This window comes from Paenibacillus sp. CFBP 13594 (assembly GCF_014842675.1).
Classification (GTDB): Bacteria; Bacillota; Bacilli; order Paenibacillales; family Paenibacillaceae; genus Paenibacillus; species Paenibacillus amylolyticus_B.
Window position 1 is genome coordinate 1 of the sequence record NZ_JACYVQ010000001.1, and the last position, 21,355, is coordinate 21,355.

Below are 21,355 nucleotides of genomic sequence, written 5' to 3' on the forward strand. Positions count from 1 at the left end.
AGCTTGCAAATACACCCCTATCAAAACTAAGAAGCAAATGGGGCGTAAACGGAGAGGTTATTTGGAGGGTAGCAAATGGACTGGATGACTCTCCAGTAACAATTAATACCCATAGTGTGCAAAAGGATATTGGAAACGGGATGACGCTACCTAGAGACTATACAGAACAGTGGGAAATTGACGTAGTCATCCAAGATATTTGTACTGAAGTTTGCAGACGTGCTCGGAAAAAGGGATTGATGGGTAGTGTAGTCACTATGAGCCTATCCGGTGCTGACTTTGATCGTCCAACTGGATTCAGTAGACAGGTTAAATTGCAAGATCCCACTAATATTACTGTAGATGTGTGTAAAACAGCTAAACAGATATTTCGACAACATTGGGACGGTCAACCCGTGAGACGAGTTGGGATATCATTATCCAATCTTTCTAATGCTGAGACTTATCAACTGTCATTGTTCGAAGATCAGGAACAGAAGAGAGCAGTGGACAAAGTAATGGATGACATCAAGGATCGCTTTGGTGATATTGCAATATTACGGGCAAGTTCAATTACATCTGCTGGTCAGGCCATAGACAGATCAAATAAAATTGGAGGGCATTATAAATGAGTAAAAAACTTGAGGCAAATGGGCTTTGGGAATCAAGTCGTATGATGCTGCCACAACATAAAGAAAGAATCATTGAACATCGTTCCAGAGATAATGATGAGATTAAACCTTTGCTACACGAGGACGAATGGGAAGCAATATACCAGAACATAGGCATATCATACAGATATACTGAAGAAGCGAATTTTGAGGTGTTTGAGCTAAATTCCAAACGGGTTGTGAGTGGGATTGTCTCGAAGGTTAATGAGTTAGGAAAGAAGATTAGAGTAGAATGGGAAGATGGACACGAATGGATTGACATAAAAAGTTTAGTTGCGGTGCGATTATCAGGAGGAGGGTTAGAATAATGAAGCAAAGTGCTGAAGAGTTGGAACTAGTGAAAAAATATGCTGAGATGCCTCTATTGTTAGATGTAATAGAGGAGGACAAGAAGAGAATCGATGAGAGCAGCGTTATATTAAAAAAAGAGCTGAAGTTCTATTTAAGTGCCCTTCAAGACAGGGTAACCGCTGACATATATGAATTGAAGAAACAATTGAGAAATAGAGACATTAAAATAATCGAACAGAAAAGAACCAAAGAAAATTTGACTATCTCCTATTCAATTCGGGGCTATCAACATAAGATGAGCCCACTAATGAGTAGGGTTAGAACAGATGTATTGGTGATGTTAGCCGACTACATGAGGATAGATTTAACTGAAATGTGAAGTGAATTGTTCCTTGACTTTTAAGAGTAAAAATAATAAAATAACATTATAAATAAAATATAGATTCATTCTTTTGTACATAGGATATGGTTTTCAACAGGATAGTCAAAGGATTATAATGGTAAGAGATTGTAAAATTAGTCTTTCACGGAGAAAGGGGAAAATTAAAAATGAATGACATCAAAGTATTAAAAAAAGTAGTGGGAGACGCTGTTATTACAAGACCCATAATCCTAGGTAAAGAATCTGAAGAAATCAAGGACTACAACAAAGAGGAACCAATTGCTATCCACCAAGCCTTCTGTGATTCAAGGTACAGATAAGTTTAAGTAAAAGAGTAGTTTCATAAAGAGGTGATAATTTGAAAAAGAAAGAAACGATTGTTAAAGAAGAATGGATTAAGGATTACATTAATAAAAATGGCCCAGTTAACATCTTGGATGTTGAATTTGTAGATGCATACATAAATGAATTTAATCCTAATCATGTAATTCAACCATTCGGAGCAAATGGATGTAAGGAACTTGGTAAGATGTTGTCAACGCTTTACAATGACAATATCTTAAATAGAAGTAGAATTAGTATTCATGGACTTGGACGCGACTATCCAATCTGGGTCTATGTATATGAAATGAGACAGTAAAACGAATCTTTTACTTAGAAAGGAGAAATAAATTTGTACCAACTCTATCATGACAAAGAAAAATCAATTATTGAAGTTAAAGGTTTGAAGAAGGTTTTTCAGAATGCAAATCTCAATATCACAGACGAGCCTTATCGTTACAATCAGTACTATTATTTTTGTAAAAATAGAAAAGCGTTAGTGGAGATGGGAAGAGGAATAAAAGAAGAGTGGCTAAAGGAATTGAAGGCTAGTTTGGAAGCGATTGAAAGAATTAAGATTTAAATCTTAATGAAATGTGGGTTTTGTGAACAGAAAATCAATGCAAATAAAGAGGTTCCTTATAGTCATTACTTAACAGAATACTTCTGTGATTTAAACTGCATGGATAGCAGATATTCTGATTACATGGGAACAATCTATATTAAAGCAGGGTCTAAATAAAATATGACTTTCTTAGAGAAGGGGAATGATGGGATTGAACAAAGAAACATTCGATATGATCATGAAGTTTTATGAACTTGAAAACACACTTTATTTTAAGTTGGAGCCGAAACTAGGATTGGAAGAGGCAACTGAATTGTTTGATCCTTTCATGGATTATCGTGATAGCCTTTTGAAGACTGGAAAATATCTTGAACTAGATAAATGCGTAAACAGGCACGGATTTTTAAAAAGTAAATATGAAACCCTTCCAAGTTACATTAAGCTAACAGTTATCTATGATTATGAAAATGGATATTCATTATGTGAAACAACAAATGGAGATATTTATTTGATTCCAAAAGATTTAATTCAATGGGATGATAAGTAAATGTTTTAATCAAACAAATATTTTATGAGGAGTTTAGAATATGGATACTTTAGTAACAAAACTTTTAGATAAACGAGTTATAGCAGCCTTCATAGCAGCGCTAGCTCTAGTTGTTGGTGGGATACTAACCTTCATATGGAATAAGAAATTGGAAGGAAATAAGATGAGATTAGAGATGAAGCGCAAGGCTTTACTCGATGCATTGAATCTTACGGATGCAATACTATCACACAAATCTGAAAATAATCAAACAGAAAAGACCCCGTTTTCAATGAAAGAGGTAAGAGAGTGTTATAACAACTTGGCTGTGGTGGTGGAAAATAAAGAGGTTCTAGATAAGTTCAAACTAGCATGGGGTTTTAAAGGGGATGCCACCTTTGACATTATTAGGGAACTAAGAAACATGGTAAGACTTGAACTTGGATTTGGAGAGGATGAAATTGATTTAGATATAAGCAGTTCATTTTTAGGATACCTTCCCAACTCTACACCGCCCAAAGAAAAGGATTGAACAAGGCTCATGAAACGTACATTTTACGGAAAGTGGGGTGAATAAGTATGACATGGTTCCTAATATTGCTATTTATAGTATCAGTAGTAACATTAGATAGACTACTGCGTTTAGACAGGGACAGTAATATCATTAGAGCTATTGTAGTTGGGCTGATGTTTCCACTATTTTTGTGTCCACTGTTTGTTATTTATGAAATGAGCCCATGGAAAGAAGGGGCTGGACTTGCATACTCATACTCAGGATTTTATTTGATCCTGATAATATATTTTGCGAATGTTAAACCCAAGAATTATAAAGAGGACAACCAATGAAAAATATACAAGAATGTTCCTATGCACTGTTTTTATTATCTAACTGTGCATTTGGAGAAGAATTGGCGCTTAAAGCGAATGACTATGGAACAAATCTAACACCAATCTCAAGGGCAATACAGAGAATCGGATCAGAGGTATTCGATTTCGAATTGCCCAACCTGTACAACCTAGGTACATATAATTTTATGAGAAAACAGACTCAAAGCAGTAAACTGTTTAAGCAGTTTGATCCATATCTTAATTGTTATTATATTCGTAGAGACAGAACTCGCGTGGTGTATATTGGCTTGCCATTCGATGATAAAAAGAGTATTAGCAGGTTCTTAAGAATTGCCGCGATTTGGTCAGGATTAGAATTTGATGATTTCAAAGCGCGATACAAGACATATCTTATAAAGCATATGGTTAGCAATGAACTTCTTCCTCATGAGCAATTGATGTTTTTCGATAGGTTTAATTATAGAGAATATTTAAGGCCACAATTCGAGTGGTTAATGAATTCTTAATCAAATTTTCCTTTCATTGAGATACAGAGGGTGGGTCATGTATGGCAAACAGCTTTGATTCGCAGCGATTCTATATGCTGGTTGGTAGGAACATTGAAGAGGCTCGAAAGGCAAAGAATCACACTTTACAGTCTTTAGCCGAAGAACTGGGAGTTACGAAGAAAACAGTCCACAGGTACGAGAAAGCAGAGATAAAAGCCAGTATTGATCGATTAATACAAATCGCTCATGTCCTAGGAACAAGTGTAGAGCAACTCACAGAAGGTATTTTAATTTATGATGAATCGAAATAAAATCTTTCTTTTACATGAATCTGGAGGTGAAGTATGAACAAACATATAGATATAGATATCATACTTACCGACGAAGAAATCCAATATATTAATGAACAAGCAGCAATATACCTGAGAGATGAAGAGCAATCCAAGCCTGTACTTGACGCTGATCATAGCTACAGTAAATGGAAAGCAGATATAATGGGTGAGAGATTACAATGGATCAATAAAGAACCGACTTGGGTTGAGTGTATTTTTGTGTGTGCGATAACAAAGAATTTGTATTCATGGCTAGAAGATGGGATTGAAAAACAATCAACTGAGTACGTAATCAACGTTGATCTTATTCCGGGAGAATATATAGGTGACTATTTCAATAATCCAAAGAAGACTTTAAAATACAGAGCAATAACACTGTCTCAGATCGATCCGCACTATAGTAGTAAATATGGACATTTACATCTTTGGTACAGATCACTAGATGGAGCTAAAAGAGGCGTAAAGCGTTTAATAAGCAATTTAATATATCGGCCAACTATGAGGGTAAAGTGGAAAAGGGCAGAAGCGAATATTCAAATAAATTCTTTCTTAGTAGAAAGGGGTGAGCAAATAGATGAAAATACACAATCGTGAGGCCGTATTTAAAGCCGTATCGGGAAGTATCAATAGAAACTTGAATGATGACACTTCTGATAGAGATGTTAAATTCTTTGTGTTACCGAATTTCAATGATCTGTACACAGGATCGCTATATAAGAATTTTCAGACTTCAGAAGTAGAGGATATTGAAATTCATGATGTGAGAAAATTAGAAAAGCTGCTAACCAATTCGAATTTAACTTTTCTAGAATTGCTTTATTCAGTTGAGGTTGATACATATAGATATCCTGAAATTGAGCAACTTCTTGCAATGAGGGATAAAATAAGTACGATCAATTTAAGAAGCCTTTTCAATAGTAGCTTCGGTATGTATAGAGGGCAAATGAAAGACCTTACTACTCCTAATTCTGAGTCACAGAAAGTTTTGATTGATAGGTACGGATATAATACGAAGAAAGCCATGATGTCGCTACACTTTCTGTCATTCCTAGCCAAATTTTATGTTTCTGACTTTAAAGATTTCAAGAGTGCGATTACATACTGTGGCATAGGTAGAGAAAGCATGATGGATATTAAACATGGTAAGTATTCTCTTGACGAATTCAGAGAGATGGCTAAGTTTAATGAAGAAGTTGCTCTTGATTTAGAACAGAAGTACTATGATGTTCCTTTTGATAAAGAAACAGATCATCAGTTAAAAGAGTTATTGCGTACGTTGGTTAAAAATCATCTGAAAACAATTTAGAAGGGGGGAGCATAGATGGGCAACTTGGATCACTTCAAAGTCTATAAAAATAAAGTACGAGATAGGTTCAAGGAAAACAGCGAGAAAGATAATCAGGTTAAGCCTTTAACAAGGGAACAAATGTGTAAAAGTATTGATTTGATTAGTGTTTCAGAGTTGATTGTTGATGAGAGGGATTCTAGAAGATTTTAAAAATTGCAATTAGGAAATGAGGCGAAGTATAATGCCACAAATTTATTTAAGTAAACAAGATAAAGAGGCGGCAGAAATAGTGTATTTTATTTATAAAGATAAAATGGAATCTGGTGGAGTGTTAACTTTCAATGAGAGTGGCGAAGAGGATATTGAGGGTCACTATTCACTTGTTGACAAAATTGAATCACTATTTGTAAAGTTAAGAAATTCTGAATGAAAGTTTACTTTCACAGAGAAGGAGGAATTTTAGATGGGTTGGAGCATCGATTTAATATCAAATAAAAAGATATCGGAAGAGCAGGTTGATACTTTGGTTAGCAATTTACCTGCAAATCTTTCGTTTCCATTAGGTAACACTAAGCAACCATGGGGATGGGCAACAATGGTCGATATAACACTTAAAGATGATAATGTCCTATGGTTAAGTGGATCTTATGGTATGTCTGGTAAAATAGCAGAAGAATTTGCATTACACATAAGTAATGAACTGATGAGCTTAGGTCATGAAATGACGGTGGCTTATAGGTGGTAGACCAGTAGAAAGGAGGGAAAGTTTTTGTCAGATGAAAGAGAATTGTACAAACAAGCGATGAGACGAATTGATGAACTGATTGAAGAGGTTTTTCAAATTTGTGATGATGTGGCAGATACAAACCATTACGAAAAAGACTGGGTATTAGATCGATTTAGAGAAAAATTTAATAAAGCTAGACGAGAGTCAACTTAAGCAGAGAGAAGTACATAAAAGGTTGATATCATATAGAAATGAGGATGAAGAATGAAAATTAACAATCACAAAGGATGGGCCGAGATTAAAAAATCGCTAAACTATACTTCGGAAGTTAGAAAAAAGATGATCTCACTGTCTGCCAAACTAACCGTAGCTATACTAGGAAAGCAGGAAGAGGCGGGAATCAGTAATGCAGATCTTGCTCTGAAAGCTCAAGTTAGTGAGAGAAGTATTGTTGATTTAACTGAGGACGATAGTGTTCCTAGCATCGAAGTTTTGATTAAGTTAGCGTTGGCAATGGATATGGAATTAGAGATCATTTAATAATAATAAAATAATACTTGAACAATAAATATACATATGATATTATAAATTTAAAGGAGGGATATTTATCAACAATACCTTATACATAGATAGACACCAGAACTACTATGAACGTAATAATGCGGATATCCAATTGATATCGCGCAAAACAAAAAAAGAATTAAAGAAGTACTGGCATACACAGTGGGAACTTTTCAAGGAGTCAGAAGATTATCTCCTCTCAATCCTTCCAGACTGCAAATGGTGTAACGGTGGTGGGATTGAACGAGCAAGCACTTGGGATACAGGATATGACTGTCCAGACTGTAGTGGCACTGGAAAATATGGTTGGCAACATGATAAAAATCGTAAGATGGTCATGATGAAAGAGTTCATCAAACCAAGCAATAATGCAATTAGATTGAAACGTAAAGGTTTACTAAGGAATAAGCAAGTTGAACGGTGCTATGTATGTCAGAAAAAGAACGTATACGGGTTCAAGCCTGAATACTGCTGCATGGGGAACTATTATGGAATTGAATACCCTTGTGGATGTATGGGGCTACCACTTGAACCACCACTGTGCAGCATGAAGTGTGCTGAGAAAGTATTTGGTAAGAGATCTAAAAGAAAATCTAGGTAAAAGTACAGTTTCATCAGAATATTGGATTAGGAAATGAGAGATATACGGAGAATGAATGAGTATAAGGGAGGTGAGGAGTAAGTGATTTATGATGTAGCTAAAGGTCAAAGATTTAAGCATTATAAAGGTGGAACTTATCAGTTTGTGTGTTTTGCAACCCACACTGAGAAGCTAGAGGGCCTAGTTGTTTACAAAGATGAGAGCAATCAAGTATGGGCAAGACCCGTAGATATGTTCTTTGGACACACTGATGAAGGAACAAAGCGATTTGTAGAAATAAATGAATGGGAAGAAAATGAATAAATGCGGATAGGATTGATTGTAAGTGGAAGTAGAGTTTAAAACAGTAGACGATATATTAAAACACTATAATAATAAAGATAAAGAAAATAAGGATTCAGAAGTTATGGAGAAAATTGAGTAAGTGTAGTATATAAAACAATACATATATTACCGATGAAACTGCATAATCCCGTTTGATATACTTAAATGGGTGATTAATATGTTTACTTCTCCAATGTTACTATACAAAGCACCAAATAACTTGCCATTCGATAGTGATTTGCACTTAACAGAGCTTAAGCTCGATGGCATACGCCTTATCATCGATTACAGGGATAAGGTAAAAGTCTACACAAGACATAACAATGATGTTACTGCCAAGTTTCCTGATTTGGTTGAAAACATACCAATTCAAAAAGGAACAACGCTTGATGGAGAACTGATCGTTACTGATTCAGATGGTAAGCCGAACTTTGAATTTGTCATGGAACGGTTCATGTCAAAGAAGAGTAAGCATAGGGTTACATTCTGTGCTTTCGATATAATCAACTTTGAAGGTAAAAGTGTGATTTCAAAACCTCTTATAGAACGTAAAGAAATACTGTCCAATGCATTCGTAGACAATGATTACTATGCTAAATCGATATATATAAGAGGAAACGGAATTGAGTACTTCAATCTCGCCAAGCAGCAAAAACTTGAAGGTGTTGTTCTGAAGGAAGCTACTTCTAAATATGAGATCGATAAGCGATCAAATACATGGTTGAAGGTGATTGCGTATGAGATAGGCGAATACTACATTGCTGGATACAAGAAAAATGAATTCGGGTGGCTTTTGTCTGATGGTAAGCGAATAGTAGGAATAATGAGTTTAGCTGTCGGTACAAACGAGAGAAAAGCGGGATATAGAGTGTTTCAGCAACTCAAGAAAAGAGAAACCGAGGATACTGTCTATATCGATCCTGTCATTAAGTGTGTAGTCAAGCATAGAGGACACACCAAAAACAACTTACTAAGATTACCTGAGTTCGAAAGTTTTGTATTCTAAGGAGGTGATTAAACTGGCTAGACCAGTTAAGTGCAGATATTGCAATGAATTCTCAATGTTAGATGATAGTATGACTATAGTGGAAACACAACATAAATATGCAAAAGATAAATTTGATTCTGATGGTAAAAAAATACGCAAGAAGGGTGAAACATACAGTAAGAAAAATAAAGTTCATAAGAAATGTGCTACTTTGTTTCAAAAGAAAGTAGAAGAAACCAAAATTGAAAATGAAAATTGGGATGTATTATGCAAATACATAGAAAAACTTCATGATTTAACTGTAATCCCGAAATCAAATATTACTAGGCTTAAAGATTTGAGGGCTGGATTCGAAACTAAAAATGGAGAAAGAATTAGAAAGTGGAGAACTGGCCCAGATTTCTCACTTATGTTAGATGCCTATGCCCTATCAGAACTTACGATTAAAAATAGCTTAAAGAACAAACTAGACGGTTCAAATGATGTTAAATCAATAAATTACTGTATAAGCATAATGATTGGTAAATTAAACGAAGCATTTGTTAGACGTAGAAATAGAGAAAGACAAGTTCAAGAGCAAAAGCTAAACAAAGAAGTTACGATTATTGAAGAGATATCTTACACTCCTAAAAAGACAAACAGTAATGATATTTCAGATTTCTTATAGGGGGGATTAAGTGTCAAGCATCAAAGAAAAATTAAGTAGAGAAATCGTTGCAGCCGAAGGGTACTTAACTGGGTTGTTCTGGAGAAATCCTGATAATTATAATTTTTATTCAGAAGAAAAGTTGAACTATAAATCATTTATGAACACAGCCTACGGATTCTTTTTCACATTGGGAAGAAAGCTTTCTGAAAAAGGAATCAAGGTCTTTGACGACATATCGGTCTCACAAGTAGTTGCTGAAACAAACACTTCTACGACATATGAAAAATATGGTGGATTTGAAACCATAAATGAACTATCTTCGGAGGTAAGAGACAAAGAAGATAATTTAGATGCTTACTATGGTGAAGTGAAAAAGTACAATCTTATCAATAAACTGATTGAATACTTTGGAGAAAGAGTCATTACTGATGAAGGTAAGTACAACTACAAAAAGATGACTAAAGAGCAATTGCATACATATTGGAACGACAAGATACTTCAACTAGGGATTGACGGTGACAACAAATATGATGAGCATTTCTTACTAGAAGGTTTAGACGAAGAAATTGCAGACTGGGATGAGAATCCTACAGTTGGATTGCCATTCTATGAGAGCAAGAGAATGACTAAAATTACTACTGGATGGGATTATGGTCACGTTTACATGTACGGCGGTTTCGGTGGTAGCGGTAAGACGAGTCTTACTGTAAACAAAGTTATCATGTCATGTATTCAGCACAAAGAAAAACTTTTAGTTATAGCAAATGAGCAGTCGATCTCTGAGTTTAAAAAGGCGTTAATTGTTACAGCAATGGGTGTTGGAACAAAGGAGTATGTGGATAGGCAAAAACTAAATGAAGGTGGATTTAGTGATGATGAAAAAGAAAGACTTCGTAAGGCCGTAAAATGGGTAAAAGATCTGTGTGATGGGGATGAAAAGTTAATTACTTTTGTCTTCATGGAAAATTACATCATGGACGATGTGAAAAAACTTGTTAAACACTATGCAGCTAGAGGACTTAAGCGGATCATCATAGATACAGGTAAGCCATCTGAAGGCGATGCAAGCATGGCTCGGTGGGAACGCTTTGTGGAAGACATGAAGGAGATATATAAACTTGCACGTCCTAATGGTGGCGGTTTGAACCTAGCCGTGTGGATCAACGTCCAACTTGCAGATACAGCACTAAAAATGAGATTTCTGAACGAATATGCACTTGGAGATGCCAAGAAGATTAAGAACGAAGCATCTGTGTTAATTTTGGGCAGGTTTATGTGGGATGATGAATACGAAGGTGGTAAACATGAGTTATTAGTAGATCAGTGGGATGATTTTACTCAAACTTACATAGATAAACCTCTTAAACGAGATAAGGGACATCAATATTACTTGCTATTCTATGGAAAGAATAGACGTGGAGCAGATAACAAAACTGGGCAAAAGGTATTGGTGTTAAAACCTTACTTTGGAATCAATACATGGTATGAAGTTGGATTCACAACGGTTTACGATGATCATAACTACTAACAGGGGGAGGTTGTGTGTCTGACTCACTCAAACTATTAAAAGAACGAATATATGATGAAGGCACAATTGGGCAGCTATTAGACGAGTTGGGCTGTTTAGATATAAAGATTAAATCAGGGCGCAGCGGAGACGATCTAGTCACAGCTAGACTGCCGGGTTCGAAAAATCCACGGGGAGCACAGATCTACCTGAATGAGACACTTCATACAGAACTGGTCGGAGAAGGTATAAGTGGAGACATATACGCTCTAGTTGGATTTGTCTTATATGAATGTAAAAACTTTGATGAAGTCAGGTCTAAACTGTATCAAATTAAAACTTACATATGTAACGCTCTAGGTTATGAACACACTGAAACAAACTTTCCTAACGAAAAACCGAAGACCGATTGGAATTGGTGGCTTAGGGATATACAAAAGCAACGTCCTAAAATCTATGAAGTGACAAGCAATCCAGTTCTAGACGACAGAGTTTTAAATGAATTCATTTTAGATGGATGGTACGATTGGATTGGTGAAGGAATAGATGTTCATACCCAAAGAGAGTTTGGTATTGGATACCATTTACCCACGAACAGAGTGAGTATACCTATTCATAACTCAATGGGGAAATTAATAGGCGTTAAAGGTAGATATGTCGGTCTAGATAAAGAATTACTTGCCCATAAAAAATATTCGTATATTTACCCTTGTAGTAAAGCTATTGAACTATTTAATTTACACAGATCTAGAGCTCATATTCAAGATAAGAAGAAAGTGTACATTGTTGAGGGTGCGAAAACAGCAATGACCTTATGGGGATGGGGAATTAAAAACTCTGTATCCATTGAGGGAGATAGACTGTCTCCTGTTCAGGTTAAACTTCTCAAAGATTTAGGAATTGATATTGATTTAGTGTTTATGTGGGATAAAGGTAAGGATGAAGAGTTTGTTTTAAATCAATTGAGGCAGATTAAGGGTAGACGAGTCTACTATGTGTATGACAATAAAGATATATTTGCAGACAAGATGTCACCTGTTGATGAGGGTAAAGAACAATTCAATACGTTCTTAAATGATTGTATTTGCACATATTCCAAATGAAATTAATTATAAGGGGTGTTCAATGTTTACCGTAAAGCAGCTTGAAGAATTGAGTTTTCTATCTTGGTGGGATCTGGAGTGTCCACCTTTAAAAGTGCTTTTTGATGATTGGAAAGATGTAAATGGCTTAAGTGATGATGTTATTGATAAGATGATGGACATTCTTATGGAGCAATAATCAGATAAAATATAGTTTTCATTAAACATTAAATAATAAAATAACACTTGACATAATTACACAAAAGATTATAATGAAATTATCAGATCGAAAGGGATGGTTAAATGTATGTTGAGATAAGCGAATCTGATTTTATGAAACTAGACTCCAGCGAGGAGGCAACACATGTCAAAATTTTAGCCAAGCTTAGGGAAATGCCTGTAACCATTGAAAAGCTTTACGAGATGAAAGTTAAGAAATATGCAAATAACGCAAGCGTCGATAGTGAAACATACATAGTAGATGACAACGGAAGGGAAAACTTTTCATTCTGGATTTGCTGCAAAAAGGAATTTTTCAAAATCGTTAAATAATAAAATAACCATATATGAAAGTTGGATTTCATAAACAATGGGAGATGATGATTGCATGAGCAAGACGAGAGAAGAAATTGTGCAACTGGTCACTAAGAAAAAGAATCTGACGCAGAAGAAGATTAATATTTATTGCCTGACTCACACTCACACTCACAATAATGAACCCAGAGAATACTGGGTAGAAGCTCCATATTCAGTAAATGTATTCAATACACTAGTAGCATACATACAATTTGAAGTGTCTGATATTGAACAATCATACGGAATGGATCAAGAAGATGTGATTAAAATTCTTGAGCAGTTTTATGATTGTAAACAAACAGAAAAACCAGATAGAGGAACATATTTTGAAATTGATTTGTATTACAACTGGGAGTACTTCTGTAGTGCATATGACGATGTTCAAAAGATTGAGAGTATGAGACGTTTAGGACTGAAAGAGGCTTTAGTGGACATCGTTGAGCGATTTTATCAAACTCACCCAGAATGGAGACCAAAAGATGTCGTTACAAATTAAGGATGAAACGGTATATGTGATTTATCGAAATGGTCAGCCATATGAAACACAAGGCAGGAAACTCGTTTACACATCCAAAGGAGCTGCTAATGGAGTAGTCACCAAGGAAGCACACGATGAGGCAAAGTTGTCATATAACCGTGATTGGTTTGAACTGAGTAATAGTAAGCGAGAGTCCATGACAGAGAAAGTGAAGAGAGAGTTTAACATTGTGGAATATGGCCCTAAGAGGTGAGTATGTGAAAAACCTAGATTACGATAGATTATTGGATGACTGGGCAGACTTAGTTTTTAAAGAGATGGATGAAGCAAAGGCAATTCTCAAGAATGAACCCTTTGGAACACCAAGGTTCTATGGGGCCAAGGGGTATGAAGATGGACTGTCCATGGCAATGGCTATTTTGGGGACACTCGAAAAAAGAAAAAGAAAGAAGTATGAGATCATTGATCAGAATGAAACTACCAAGGATGAAAAAGAGTGTAGAGAGATTATTGAGGAGTACGGACTTACTTTAGAATATGTTCCAGACAAGAGAATTAAGATTACATTTGAAGATGGAAATCATAAAACATACACAGACTGGCGTGAGTTAAACCACGACCTTTCCGAAGCATTTGTCTTATATGATTGATACAAGGAGCGAGTATATGAAGGTAAAAGTTAGTTCTGAGGTAGCTGTTGCACTCAATAAACTACAATGGGATGAATGGTCTAAACAATTCAATCTTATCGGTCACTGCCAAAGTTTCTCTGGCAATGGCAAGAAAATCCGAAATACCTTTAATGATGAGTTTTCAACACTTAATCATATCCCACCTTTGGAATTTGCGAAGATTCTAGTCAATGGATACGAGGTAGAAGAATAAAGCTTAAAGAGGAGCAGTAAGGAGGGGGAAAATATGAAGGACGAAATCACTGTAACAATCAAAGACTCTAAGGATAGAACTTTCAGTAGGGATTGGAAGAATACAGATGATAAAAGGGATGCTATTAGATGGACGTTGGAATTGAGAGACTTACCTCACTATTTAGACATTGCAAACATCGTAGAAATTACAGTGATCTAACTTACATAGATTCTATTTGAAATTTGAATTTCATAAACAAAACAAATAGTTACATAGAAATTAAAAACTTACAAAAGGAGTTTTACATATATGCAAACCAAAGAGCTAAAGGTGCTGCTTCAGCAAAATTTCAACAAACTGTCTCAAGATGCCACCAAATTGTTTGAGGTGGATGTGGACAAAGACGAACTCTGGAATCTATATCTTGACAGTTTCCCAAAAGGAACAAATGAGATTTTCCGTGAACGAAGAGAATACGATTGTAGTTGCTGTAGACAGTTTATCAAAAATATTGGAAACGCAGTGTTTATTAAAGACAATCAGGTCACTACTATTTGGGATTTTGAGACCAACGAAACAAAGTTCCAACCAGTACTTAACGCACTTTCAACCTTCATTAGGTCTCATGATGTTTCTGATGTATATGTAACCAAGTTTAAGAAAATCGGCACAGATAAGAATTTTGAAAAAACAAATACAAAGATCATTGAATGGGATCACCTATACATGGAGTTGCCAGAAGGATTCTTTGACCAAAGCAGTAAATCAGAAGCAGAAACAAAAGGAGTATACAGAGATACACGCAATGTATTTAAACGATCACTTGAAGAAATCAGTGCAGACAGTTTACTTACAGTTTTAGACCTCATTTCTCAGAATTCCTTGTATAAGGGCGAAGAGTGGAAAGGAGTACTAACTGAATTCCTAAAGCACAAAAATGCATATGACTTACTAAGCTCCATTCAGGAAAAAAATAACTATGTATGGGAACAATCCGTTAAAGTTGGTGGTGCAATCGGGCGCATCAGGAACCACAGTATTGGCACTCTACTTATCAATGTTAGTGAAGGCTTGGATTTGGACACGGCTGTAAAGAAATATGAAGTGATTGTAGCACCTCAAAACTACAAGCGGAGCAAGCCAATTTTCACTCAAAGAATGCTTGATGATGCTCGCAAAACCATTGAACAGCTTGGGTACTTAAATTCATTGGGTCGCAGACACGCAACTTTAGATGATATTACAGTGAACAACATCCTTTTCTCTAACAAAGACTCAGCGAATCGCATTCAGGGTGCTGCCAATGTTTTCGATAAGATGTCAAAAGATATTGGTACTAATCCCAAGAGCTTTTCACGAGTCGAGGAAATTTCCATTGATAGTTTTATCGAGCATATCCTTCCCACAGCTAGGGAGATGGAAGTGTTTCTGGAAAATAAGCATTCTGGAAATATGGTGTCACTTATTGCTCCCGAAGACAGCAGCGCAGAGTCAATGTTTAAATGGGACAATGCTTTTAGTTGGGCCTATTCTGGCAATATTGCTGATAGCGCAATGAAGGAACGAGTAAAATCAGCAGGTGGCAATGTAGAAGGCGTACTCAGATTTTCTATTCAATGGAATGATGGACACTATGATGAAAACGATCTAGACGCTCACTGTTATGAGCCTGATGGGAATCTACTTTACTACGGCTCAAAGACTAACAGATACACTACGGGCCAACTAGATGTGGATATTATTAATCCGCATAGGGGAATTCCAGCAGTTGAGAATATTACTTGGACAAACAAAGACAGAATGCAAGAAGGAACATATAAATTCTTAGTTCATAACTTTTCACATCGCGGAGGGAAGACAGGTTTCAAAGCAGAGATTGAATTTGATGGACAAATTTATTCCTTCGACTACAGCCAAGAATTGAGAAATGGTGAGAAAGTTGAAGTAGCAGAAGTGAATTTTAGTCGAGACAAAGGGTTTACTCTTAAGGAAAAATTGCCTTCAAGTGCATCATCTAAGGATGTATGGGGAGTAAAGACTAATCAATTTGTTCCAGTAAGTGTTGTCTCATATTCGCCTAACTACTGGAATCAACAACAAGGAATTGGGCATAAGCATTATATGTTTTTCCTAAAGGACTGTACCAATACAGAATCACCATCTGGATTTTATAATGAATTCTTGGTAGAGGAATTGATGCAGCACAGAAGAGTTCTTGAGGCACTAGGAAGTAAACTATCTATTAAATCTGTGGATGATCAGTTGTCGGGGATTGGATTCAGTTCGACTAGACGAAATGATCTACTGGTTAAAGTAAAGGGACAAACTGAGAGAATTCTTAAAGTGAAATTTTAATAACCAATATTAAGGAGAGATTAACTATGACAACAGAAAACATTTTTGAAATTGCAACAAAAACTAAGATTCGATTCCAGTTTAAAGGCTTGATGAGCACAGAGGATCTGTGGGATTTGAGTGTTGAAAACTTAGATTCAATTTTCAAAACACTTAATTCTCAACTGAAACAAGTAAAAGAAGAAAGCCTATTGAATTCTAAAACAAAAGAGGATAAAGAGCTTGATGTAAAAATTGAACTAGTAAAGCATATTGTTTCAACTAAACTTGCAGAGAAAGAAGCGCAATTTAAGGCAAAAGCTCAAAAAGAACAAAAACAGAAGATCCAAGAAATCTTGTTCACCAAACAAAATCAAGAATTGGAGAACAAGTCCGTTGAAGAGCTACAAGCAATGCTTGGTCAATTAGATAAATAATCATTCGGGGAGATGGGAGTGACAAGTGAATAAAGTGACTTTGCTTGTTACCCCGTTCCTGTAAAAGAAGAGTTTCTTAGAGAAAGAAGAGTGCAAGTGAAACAGTTTAAAGCTAGTTACCTTCATAAGGGATCAACACAAAGTATTATGCTGGGTACAGACAACATCAACAAAGCGTTATCATATGCACAAGCACTTAAAGAGAACGTGGTTAAAATTGAAGAAATTCAGAATGATAGTTGCAGGGAAGAATTTTATATTGAGAAAGTAGAAATAAGACAACTTAAAAAGGGGAGTAACAAGGATGAATGAAGGTATTGTTAGAGCAGTTCCCAGAGAGCCATTAATGGGGTCAGATATTGCTGAGAAATATGGTTACGAGGTTAACAATGCGCTTTGGTCATTGAAGGAGTTGCATCGTACACATGGAGGAAGTCCAACAATTTCAGGTGTAGTTAATATTGATGTGTCAACCAGATCTCACACTGTTCCAAGATATAAACTTCTTTTCCCAGATGGATTTGTTGACTATGCCAAGATAGATAATTTCGATACATTTTACACTTTGGTTCCTGAAGTACTATAACAAATTAAAAGGAGAAATACATATGAACATTCGAGAAGCAAAAGAAACTATTACAGAGATGGGTAAGGCATTGCATGAGTTGCAAATTATCAGTTGGAATGAAGTGTTTGAAAATCTTCCCGACAAGGAACTAATTGAAGATGACGTTTATGACAATCTACGCAACCTTCAAGATGGCATCAGAGAATTGAAAGAGTTTTTTAACTAAAATAGCTCTATAGGAATACCCGCCAAAATAGTGAGGGTACATATATCAGAGTACTTCACATTTCAAATGCTGGTGTAATTGAAATCTAAAAGAAAATATACTTTCAGAGGAAGTTGGTGATGTATGGCTAAGATCCTTAAAGACTTTCTAGTACGAATAGACGTTGAACAAGACAAGCTTCGTAAACAAAGAGTATTGCTTGAACAGGCTGCCGATTACCCGCAATTGTTTTTTGATAAAGCTTCTGAAGCTATCAGCAGAAAAGATCCACTATTCAAAATCATGAGTGTTTACGAAGAAGGACAAAGGAAGATGGACTCACAAGAGCTTACGGAATACATAGGAACACTGTTAGATAAGTTTTTCAAAGAAGAGATGGATGATCAGAATGTAAGTGTCAAAACTACCTCATCATCCTCACTGTATTGCGTAATGATGGACGATGTCCAACTTGCACATTTTGATCCGTATGAAAAGTTTTATGGTCAACGAAATTATCGTACAACCAAGCAACTACAAGATGACTTCGACAACACGTTAACTCGACTTAATAATGAAACAAGCGAAGTAAACACTAAACTTACAGATATGAAAAAAGCAAAAGAGGCTACATACAAATGGATTGTTCAGTATTACATGCAGAAGGATAAAGGTATTTCAAGAAAGTTGTATCTATGTGCGAAAGATACACTCATCTACACCTTCAGAATGAAACAGGTTAATGAAGGAATGGATAAGAAAATTAAGAAATACGAACGACAAATAGAAGAGCTCAAGAAAAGAAAAGATAATCACATAGAGTGTGGGACAGGAATCGAATTGTTGGAGTTAAGGTTACAAGCGGCAGATGTTATATCGGATGTATTTAAGAAATATGGATACAGACATGAAACAGAAAACTATAAACTTTATTAAAGGAGAACATACATATGAAAAATATTATCGCTAGTTATGCTCTTTTTGCTGGATTGATTGCAATGAATCGCCTTGCTAAACCCGTGCTTGAATCATATCCCTCACACGCTTTTGAATTGACGGCAATGTATGGCGCAACCACATTCCTATTGTGGATGATTGCTTTCAAATACATCAATAAAAAGTTTAAATGAAACTGCTCTTTTACCTAGAATTGTGACTTGGAAAAGCCAGTAAACACAAGGGTTTTGAAATACTACCTAACTAATTTCTGAGGAGTGGATTGATTTGAAAAGAGTAAATATCAAAATCATCAACAAACAGACAGGATTGGTAGACAAGTGGTTAACAAAGAATTGGATTAATAATAGTGAGAATATTGCATTGCCTGAAAAATTCAAAATAGTTATTCAATAATTCTGATAAAGGAGTGATTTTGCCATAGCATGGAAACAAAAGCAACCAAAGATTCCATTTGAGTCATATGACAATACATATTCAAAATTAGCTAAGATTAACGGGATTGAGAATATCGATGAGTTTCTTAATCCACTATCAAATGTGGTACACAGTCCATATCTACTAAAAAACATTGAATTGGTTGGACAGAGAATCAAAAAAGCATTGGATATGAATGAACCAATCACAATTTCAGGTGATCCAGACATGGATGGAGTATCTTCTCTTGTTATTCTCTACAAATTTTTAAGCAAATTTACAGACAAGTTGTGCTATGTGTGTAACGAAAGATCAGAAGGTCACATGATCGGTAAGTTGATACAAAGTATCCCAGAAGAAACAAAACTGTTCATTGCATTGGATAGTTCATCCAATGATGTGGAGTCAATGAGACATTTGAATTTAAAAGGAATCGACTGTCTAGTTGTTGACCATCATACAATTACCAACGAAAATCCTTATGCTGTCATCGTCAATCCGCAACAGTTTGATTGTGAATATCCAAACAAAAACGCATGTGGAGGGCTTTTAACCTTTAAGTTGTGTCAGGTACTAGATGATCTCATGAAAACATCATATTCTTATGAATTAAGTGATTTGCCGGGATTCTCATTGATGGCAGATATGATGTCAATGATGGAAATGGAAAATAGATATTATGCCAAGTTGTCACTAAAAGGATTGAAACATGAAGGATTAAAGCAACTCTTCAAAGGCATGAACAAAGACATAAAAAATCTAACAGCAACTGACTTTTTGTACGGGGCGAGTCCTGCTATTACTGCGGCAACAAGGGTTGACAACATTAAATTAGCAATTGATTTTTTAATGTGCGACAAAGAAACAACCAGTTTGAAGAAGTATGTTAAAGAGTTAATTAAGTTAAATGAATATAGAAAAACCGTACAAGCTGATGCCCTTGAGCGACATAAGGGAAGTATTAGAGATGATGATAAGGTGGTGATCATTTGTGACCCGTCTATAGGGAAAGGAATGAATGGCCTTGTAGGACAAGAATTGTCTAAGAATTTTAATAGACCAGCAATCGTATTAGGCAATGGAGACGATGAAGATACATATGCAGGAAGCTTTCGCGGATTAGAAGATTTCTCTATGCTTGATCTACTAGAAAACTGTAAAACTATTGAACATACAGGTGGACATCCCGGTGCTGGAGGACTGAGTGTAAAAAAAGAGAATTTACAAGAACTGAAGGATGAGCTCAATAATCGGTTAAGTAGTTTCGCTCCAGATGACACACTGTACTATGACTTAGAATTTAGTGTCGATGAAATCGATGAGAGATTCATCAATCATATTACAGAGTTTTATCGGTATTCAGGTAATGGTTTTAAGCCGGGAACATTTTTAATCAAAGATCTATTCATCTCAGATAGAAAACCTTTAGGTAAATCAAATAACACCGTAAAGATAGATTGCGGAAAGATACAGCTAATGAAGTTCAAAGTCGATATTGAGTATTACAACAAGGTTCCGGTATTCACAGATATAGAGGCAATAGGTTCACTCAATATGAACATTTGGACTGAATATAAGCCTAAATTTAAAGTTACTAAGACATGTCAATTGTTGATTGAAGATTATAGAGAATTAATTAAATAATAAAATAATACATATACGAATGGAGAAATATACATATGAAATTTTACGGAATCGCTACTACTAACAATAATCAAAACGTGGTAATCGATAACTTGCCAACAGATTATCTGGGAGCAGTTAATGCAGCAAAACAACTAGCAGCTAAAAAAGGCTTCACGTTCCAATGTGTTAAGCCAGCAGAAAATGGTCGGAAGGAAGGATCTGTGTTGACGAAGTTTAAGAAGCAACGTGCTCAACGCAAATCTAATAAACGGTAATACATATGAGCAATCAAAAAGTAAGAATTAAGGTCTCGGAACATGCAAAGCTACGCTGTGAGCAAAGTAATGTTGGAGTGGGATATCTTATTAAGATGATATCCTCCATTCCAAATGTTCAAGGTAAGTTGAGATGGATGACAGAAAAAGGCGTTATCGTGATCGAACGAGTAAACGAAGGGTTGATTCTAATTCGTACATTTATTGCTCGATTCAAGTATAAGGGTAAGAGATACCGTAAAGGGTGTATGACATTTTAATACATAGATAGGTGATCAATTGGACAATGAAGCACAAGAATTTATTTTTGGTAAAGTTGTATTTAGTAGGCCAGCAGTAAATGAGAGACCAGAATACATAGTCAGATTTATTGAGAGACATAAAGAGTATGACAGGATGAACAAGTTTTATGATTTGAGGGATAGATTAATGAAAAGACGGATCAGAACAATTAAAAATCCTTGATACATAGTGGGAGGTACAT

General features: G+C 35.6%; 39 protein-coding genes. All 39 read left to right on the top strand.

What is annotated here, in order from left to right; genetic code table 11:
- Positions 1–611, top strand: a 611-nt coding sequence (locus tag IFU39_RS00005) for a DinB/UmuC family translesion DNA polymerase (protein WP_446740330.1), incomplete at its 5' end; no start/stop codon positions are given.
- Positions 608–958, top strand: coding sequence for a YolD-like family protein (locus IFU39_RS00010; RefSeq protein ID WP_192130780.1), 351 nt, complete (start codon positions 608–610; stop codon positions 956–958). The genes IFU39_RS00005 and IFU39_RS00010, both read left to right, overlap by 4 nt.
- Positions 958–1,320 (top strand): hypothetical protein, encoded by a 363-nt coding sequence (locus IFU39_RS00015; protein ID WP_192130782.1) that lies wholly within the window; start codon positions 958–960, stop codon positions 1,318–1,320. The genes IFU39_RS00010 and IFU39_RS00015 overlap by 1 nt, the downstream gene beginning before the upstream one ends.
- Positions 1,321–1,490: 170 nt before the next feature.
- Positions 1,491–1,643 carry a hypothetical protein gene (locus IFU39_RS00020; RefSeq protein ID WP_192130784.1) on the top strand — a complete coding sequence of 51 codons (153 nt, stop codon included), beginning with the start codon at positions 1,491–1,493 and terminating at the stop codon, positions 1,641–1,643.
- A 38-nt stretch (positions 1,644–1,681) separates the two neighbouring features.
- The gene (locus IFU39_RS00025) at positions 1,682–1,963 is read left to right on the top strand and encodes a hypothetical protein (protein ID WP_192130786.1); all 282 of its coding nucleotides are present in this window, start codon (positions 1,682–1,684) and stop codon (positions 1,961–1,963) included.
- Positions 1,964–1,996: 33 nt separating this feature from the next.
- Positions 1,997–2,227, top strand: coding sequence for a hypothetical protein (locus IFU39_RS00030; RefSeq protein ID WP_192130788.1), 231 nt, complete (start codon positions 1,997–1,999; stop codon positions 2,225–2,227).
- A gap of 193 nt (positions 2,228–2,420) precedes the next feature.
- Positions 2,421–2,756: a hypothetical protein gene (locus IFU39_RS00035; RefSeq protein ID WP_206759535.1), complete on the top strand. Its 336-nt coding sequence runs from the start codon at positions 2,421–2,423 to the stop codon at positions 2,754–2,756.
- Between the two features lie 40 nt (positions 2,757–2,796).
- Entirely contained in the window at positions 2,797–3,267 is a 471-nt protein-coding gene (locus IFU39_RS00040) for a hypothetical protein (RefSeq protein WP_192130792.1), read from the top strand.
- A 310-nt stretch (positions 3,268–3,577) separates the two neighbouring features.
- Positions 3,578–4,090 (top strand): hypothetical protein, encoded by a 513-nt coding sequence (locus tag IFU39_RS00045; RefSeq protein ID WP_192130794.1) that lies wholly within the window; start codon positions 3,578–3,580, stop codon positions 4,088–4,090.
- 41 nt (positions 4,091–4,131) lie between these two features.
- The gene (locus IFU39_RS00050) at positions 4,132–4,383 is read left to right on the top strand and encodes a helix-turn-helix domain-containing protein (protein ID WP_192130796.1); all 252 of its coding nucleotides are present in this window, start codon (positions 4,132–4,134) and stop codon (positions 4,381–4,383) included.
- Between the two features lie 33 nt (positions 4,384–4,416).
- On the top strand, positions 4,417–4,998 hold the full coding sequence (locus IFU39_RS00055) for a hypothetical protein (RefSeq protein ID WP_192130798.1): 582 nt from the start codon (positions 4,417–4,419) through the stop codon (positions 4,996–4,998).
- Positions 4,979–5,710, top strand: coding sequence for a DNA polymerase beta superfamily protein (locus IFU39_RS00060; protein WP_192130800.1), 732 nt, complete (start codon positions 4,979–4,981; stop codon positions 5,708–5,710). Before IFU39_RS00055 ends, IFU39_RS00060 begins: the two co-directional genes overlap by 20 nt.
- Positions 5,711–5,725: 15 nt before the next feature.
- On the top strand, positions 5,726–5,902 hold the full coding sequence (locus IFU39_RS00065; RefSeq protein WP_192130802.1) for a hypothetical protein: 177 nt from the start codon (positions 5,726–5,728) through the stop codon (positions 5,900–5,902).
- 31 nt (positions 5,903–5,933) lie between these two features.
- Complete coding sequence (locus IFU39_RS00070) at positions 5,934–6,122, top strand: hypothetical protein (protein WP_192130804.1); 189 nt, start codon at positions 5,934–5,936, stop codon at positions 6,120–6,122.
- A 33-nt stretch (positions 6,123–6,155) separates the two neighbouring features.
- Positions 6,156–6,437, top strand: a complete 282-nt coding sequence (locus IFU39_RS00075; RefSeq protein ID WP_192130805.1) for a hypothetical protein — start codon at positions 6,156–6,158, stop codon at positions 6,435–6,437.
- 24 nt (positions 6,438–6,461) lie between these two features.
- Positions 6,462–6,632, top strand: a complete 171-nt coding sequence (locus IFU39_RS00080; protein WP_192130807.1) for a hypothetical protein — start codon at positions 6,462–6,464, stop codon at positions 6,630–6,632.
- Between the two features lie 51 nt (positions 6,633–6,683).
- Positions 6,684–6,959, top strand: a complete 276-nt coding sequence (locus IFU39_RS00085; RefSeq protein ID WP_192130809.1) for a helix-turn-helix domain-containing protein — start codon at positions 6,684–6,686, stop codon at positions 6,957–6,959.
- Positions 6,960–7,662: 703 nt separating this feature from the next.
- A complete protein-coding gene (locus IFU39_RS00090; protein WP_192130811.1) occupies positions 7,663–7,884 on the top strand; it encodes a DUF1653 domain-containing protein in 222 nt (73 codons plus the stop codon).
- A gap of 214 nt (positions 7,885–8,098) precedes the next feature.
- On the top strand, positions 8,099–8,911 hold the full coding sequence (locus IFU39_RS00095) for an ATP-dependent DNA ligase (protein ID WP_192130813.1): 813 nt from the start codon (positions 8,099–8,101) through the stop codon (positions 8,909–8,911).
- A gap of 4 nt (positions 8,912–8,915) precedes the next feature.
- Positions 8,916–9,560, top strand: a complete 645-nt coding sequence (locus IFU39_RS00100) for a hypothetical protein (RefSeq protein ID WP_192130815.1) — start codon at positions 8,916–8,918, stop codon at positions 9,558–9,560.
- Positions 9,561–9,570: 10 nt separating this feature from the next.
- Positions 9,571–11,070 carry a DnaB-like helicase C-terminal domain-containing protein gene (locus tag IFU39_RS33360; RefSeq protein ID WP_192130817.1) on the top strand — a complete coding sequence of 500 codons (1,500 nt, stop codon included), beginning with the start codon at positions 9,571–9,573 and terminating at the stop codon, positions 11,068–11,070.
- Positions 11,071–11,084: 14 nt separating this feature from the next.
- Positions 11,085–12,152 (top strand): DNA primase, encoded by a 1,068-nt coding sequence (locus tag IFU39_RS00110; RefSeq protein WP_192130819.1) that lies wholly within the window; start codon positions 11,085–11,087, stop codon positions 12,150–12,152.
- A gap of 22 nt (positions 12,153–12,174) precedes the next feature.
- Entirely contained in the window at positions 12,175–12,330 is a 156-nt protein-coding gene (locus tag IFU39_RS00115; RefSeq protein ID WP_192130821.1) for a hypothetical protein, read from the top strand.
- A 104-nt stretch (positions 12,331–12,434) separates the two neighbouring features.
- Positions 12,435–12,683, top strand: coding sequence for a hypothetical protein (locus IFU39_RS00120; RefSeq protein ID WP_192130823.1), 249 nt, complete (start codon positions 12,435–12,437; stop codon positions 12,681–12,683).
- A gap of 55 nt (positions 12,684–12,738) precedes the next feature.
- Positions 12,739–13,203, top strand: coding sequence for a hypothetical protein (locus IFU39_RS00125; protein WP_192130825.1), 465 nt, complete (start codon positions 12,739–12,741; stop codon positions 13,201–13,203).
- Complete coding sequence (locus tag IFU39_RS00130) at positions 13,187–13,438, top strand: hypothetical protein (RefSeq protein WP_192130827.1); 252 nt, start codon at positions 13,187–13,189, stop codon at positions 13,436–13,438. The genes IFU39_RS00125 and IFU39_RS00130 overlap by 17 nt, the downstream gene beginning before the upstream one ends.
- A gap of 4 nt (positions 13,439–13,442) precedes the next feature.
- Positions 13,443–13,835 carry a hypothetical protein gene (locus IFU39_RS00135; protein WP_192130829.1) on the top strand — a complete coding sequence of 131 codons (393 nt, stop codon included), beginning with the start codon at positions 13,443–13,445 and terminating at the stop codon, positions 13,833–13,835.
- 16 nt (positions 13,836–13,851) lie between these two features.
- Positions 13,852–14,070: a hypothetical protein gene (locus IFU39_RS00140; protein ID WP_192130831.1), complete on the top strand. Its 219-nt coding sequence runs from the start codon at positions 13,852–13,854 to the stop codon at positions 14,068–14,070.
- 33 nt (positions 14,071–14,103) lie between these two features.
- Entirely contained in the window at positions 14,104–14,271 is a 168-nt protein-coding gene (locus IFU39_RS00145) for a hypothetical protein (protein WP_192130833.1), read from the top strand.
- Between the two features lie 90 nt (positions 14,272–14,361).
- Positions 14,362–16,407, top strand: coding sequence for a hypothetical protein (locus IFU39_RS00150; RefSeq protein ID WP_192130835.1), 2,046 nt, complete (start codon positions 14,362–14,364; stop codon positions 16,405–16,407).
- A 26-nt stretch (positions 16,408–16,433) separates the two neighbouring features.
- Entirely contained in the window at positions 16,434–16,823 is a 390-nt protein-coding gene (locus IFU39_RS00155) for a hypothetical protein (RefSeq protein ID WP_192130837.1), read from the top strand.
- Between the two features lie 96 nt (positions 16,824–16,919).
- Complete coding sequence (locus IFU39_RS00160) at positions 16,920–17,135, top strand: hypothetical protein (protein ID WP_206759536.1); 216 nt, start codon at positions 16,920–16,922, stop codon at positions 17,133–17,135.
- The gene (locus IFU39_RS00165) at positions 17,128–17,409 is read left to right on the top strand and encodes a hypothetical protein (RefSeq protein ID WP_192130841.1); all 282 of its coding nucleotides are present in this window, start codon (positions 17,128–17,130) and stop codon (positions 17,407–17,409) included. The genes IFU39_RS00160 and IFU39_RS00165 overlap by 8 nt, the downstream gene beginning before the upstream one ends.
- Positions 17,410–17,431: 22 nt before the next feature.
- Positions 17,432–17,617: a hypothetical protein gene (locus tag IFU39_RS00170; protein ID WP_192130843.1), complete on the top strand. Its 186-nt coding sequence runs from the start codon at positions 17,432–17,434 to the stop codon at positions 17,615–17,617.
- A gap of 123 nt (positions 17,618–17,740) precedes the next feature.
- On the top strand, positions 17,741–18,532 hold the full coding sequence (locus IFU39_RS00175; protein ID WP_192130845.1) for a hypothetical protein: 792 nt from the start codon (positions 17,741–17,743) through the stop codon (positions 18,530–18,532).
- Between the two features lie 14 nt (positions 18,533–18,546).
- Positions 18,547–18,726 (top strand): hypothetical protein, encoded by a 180-nt coding sequence (locus tag IFU39_RS00180; protein ID WP_192130847.1) that lies wholly within the window; start codon positions 18,547–18,549, stop codon positions 18,724–18,726.
- Positions 18,727–18,820: 94 nt separating this feature from the next.
- Positions 18,821–18,949 carry a hypothetical protein gene (locus IFU39_RS33155; protein WP_274599244.1) on the top strand — a complete coding sequence of 43 codons (129 nt, stop codon included), beginning with the start codon at positions 18,821–18,823 and terminating at the stop codon, positions 18,947–18,949.
- Positions 18,950–19,162: 213 nt separating this feature from the next.
- Positions 19,163–20,614 carry a DHH family phosphoesterase gene (locus tag IFU39_RS00185; RefSeq protein WP_192130849.1) on the top strand — a complete coding sequence of 484 codons (1,452 nt, stop codon included), beginning with the start codon at positions 19,163–19,165 and terminating at the stop codon, positions 20,612–20,614.
- 35 nt (positions 20,615–20,649) lie between these two features.
- Positions 20,650–20,871, top strand: coding sequence for a hypothetical protein (locus IFU39_RS00190; RefSeq protein WP_192130851.1), 222 nt, complete (start codon positions 20,650–20,652; stop codon positions 20,869–20,871).
- The last annotated feature ends 484 nt before the right edge of the window (positions 20,872–21,355 follow it).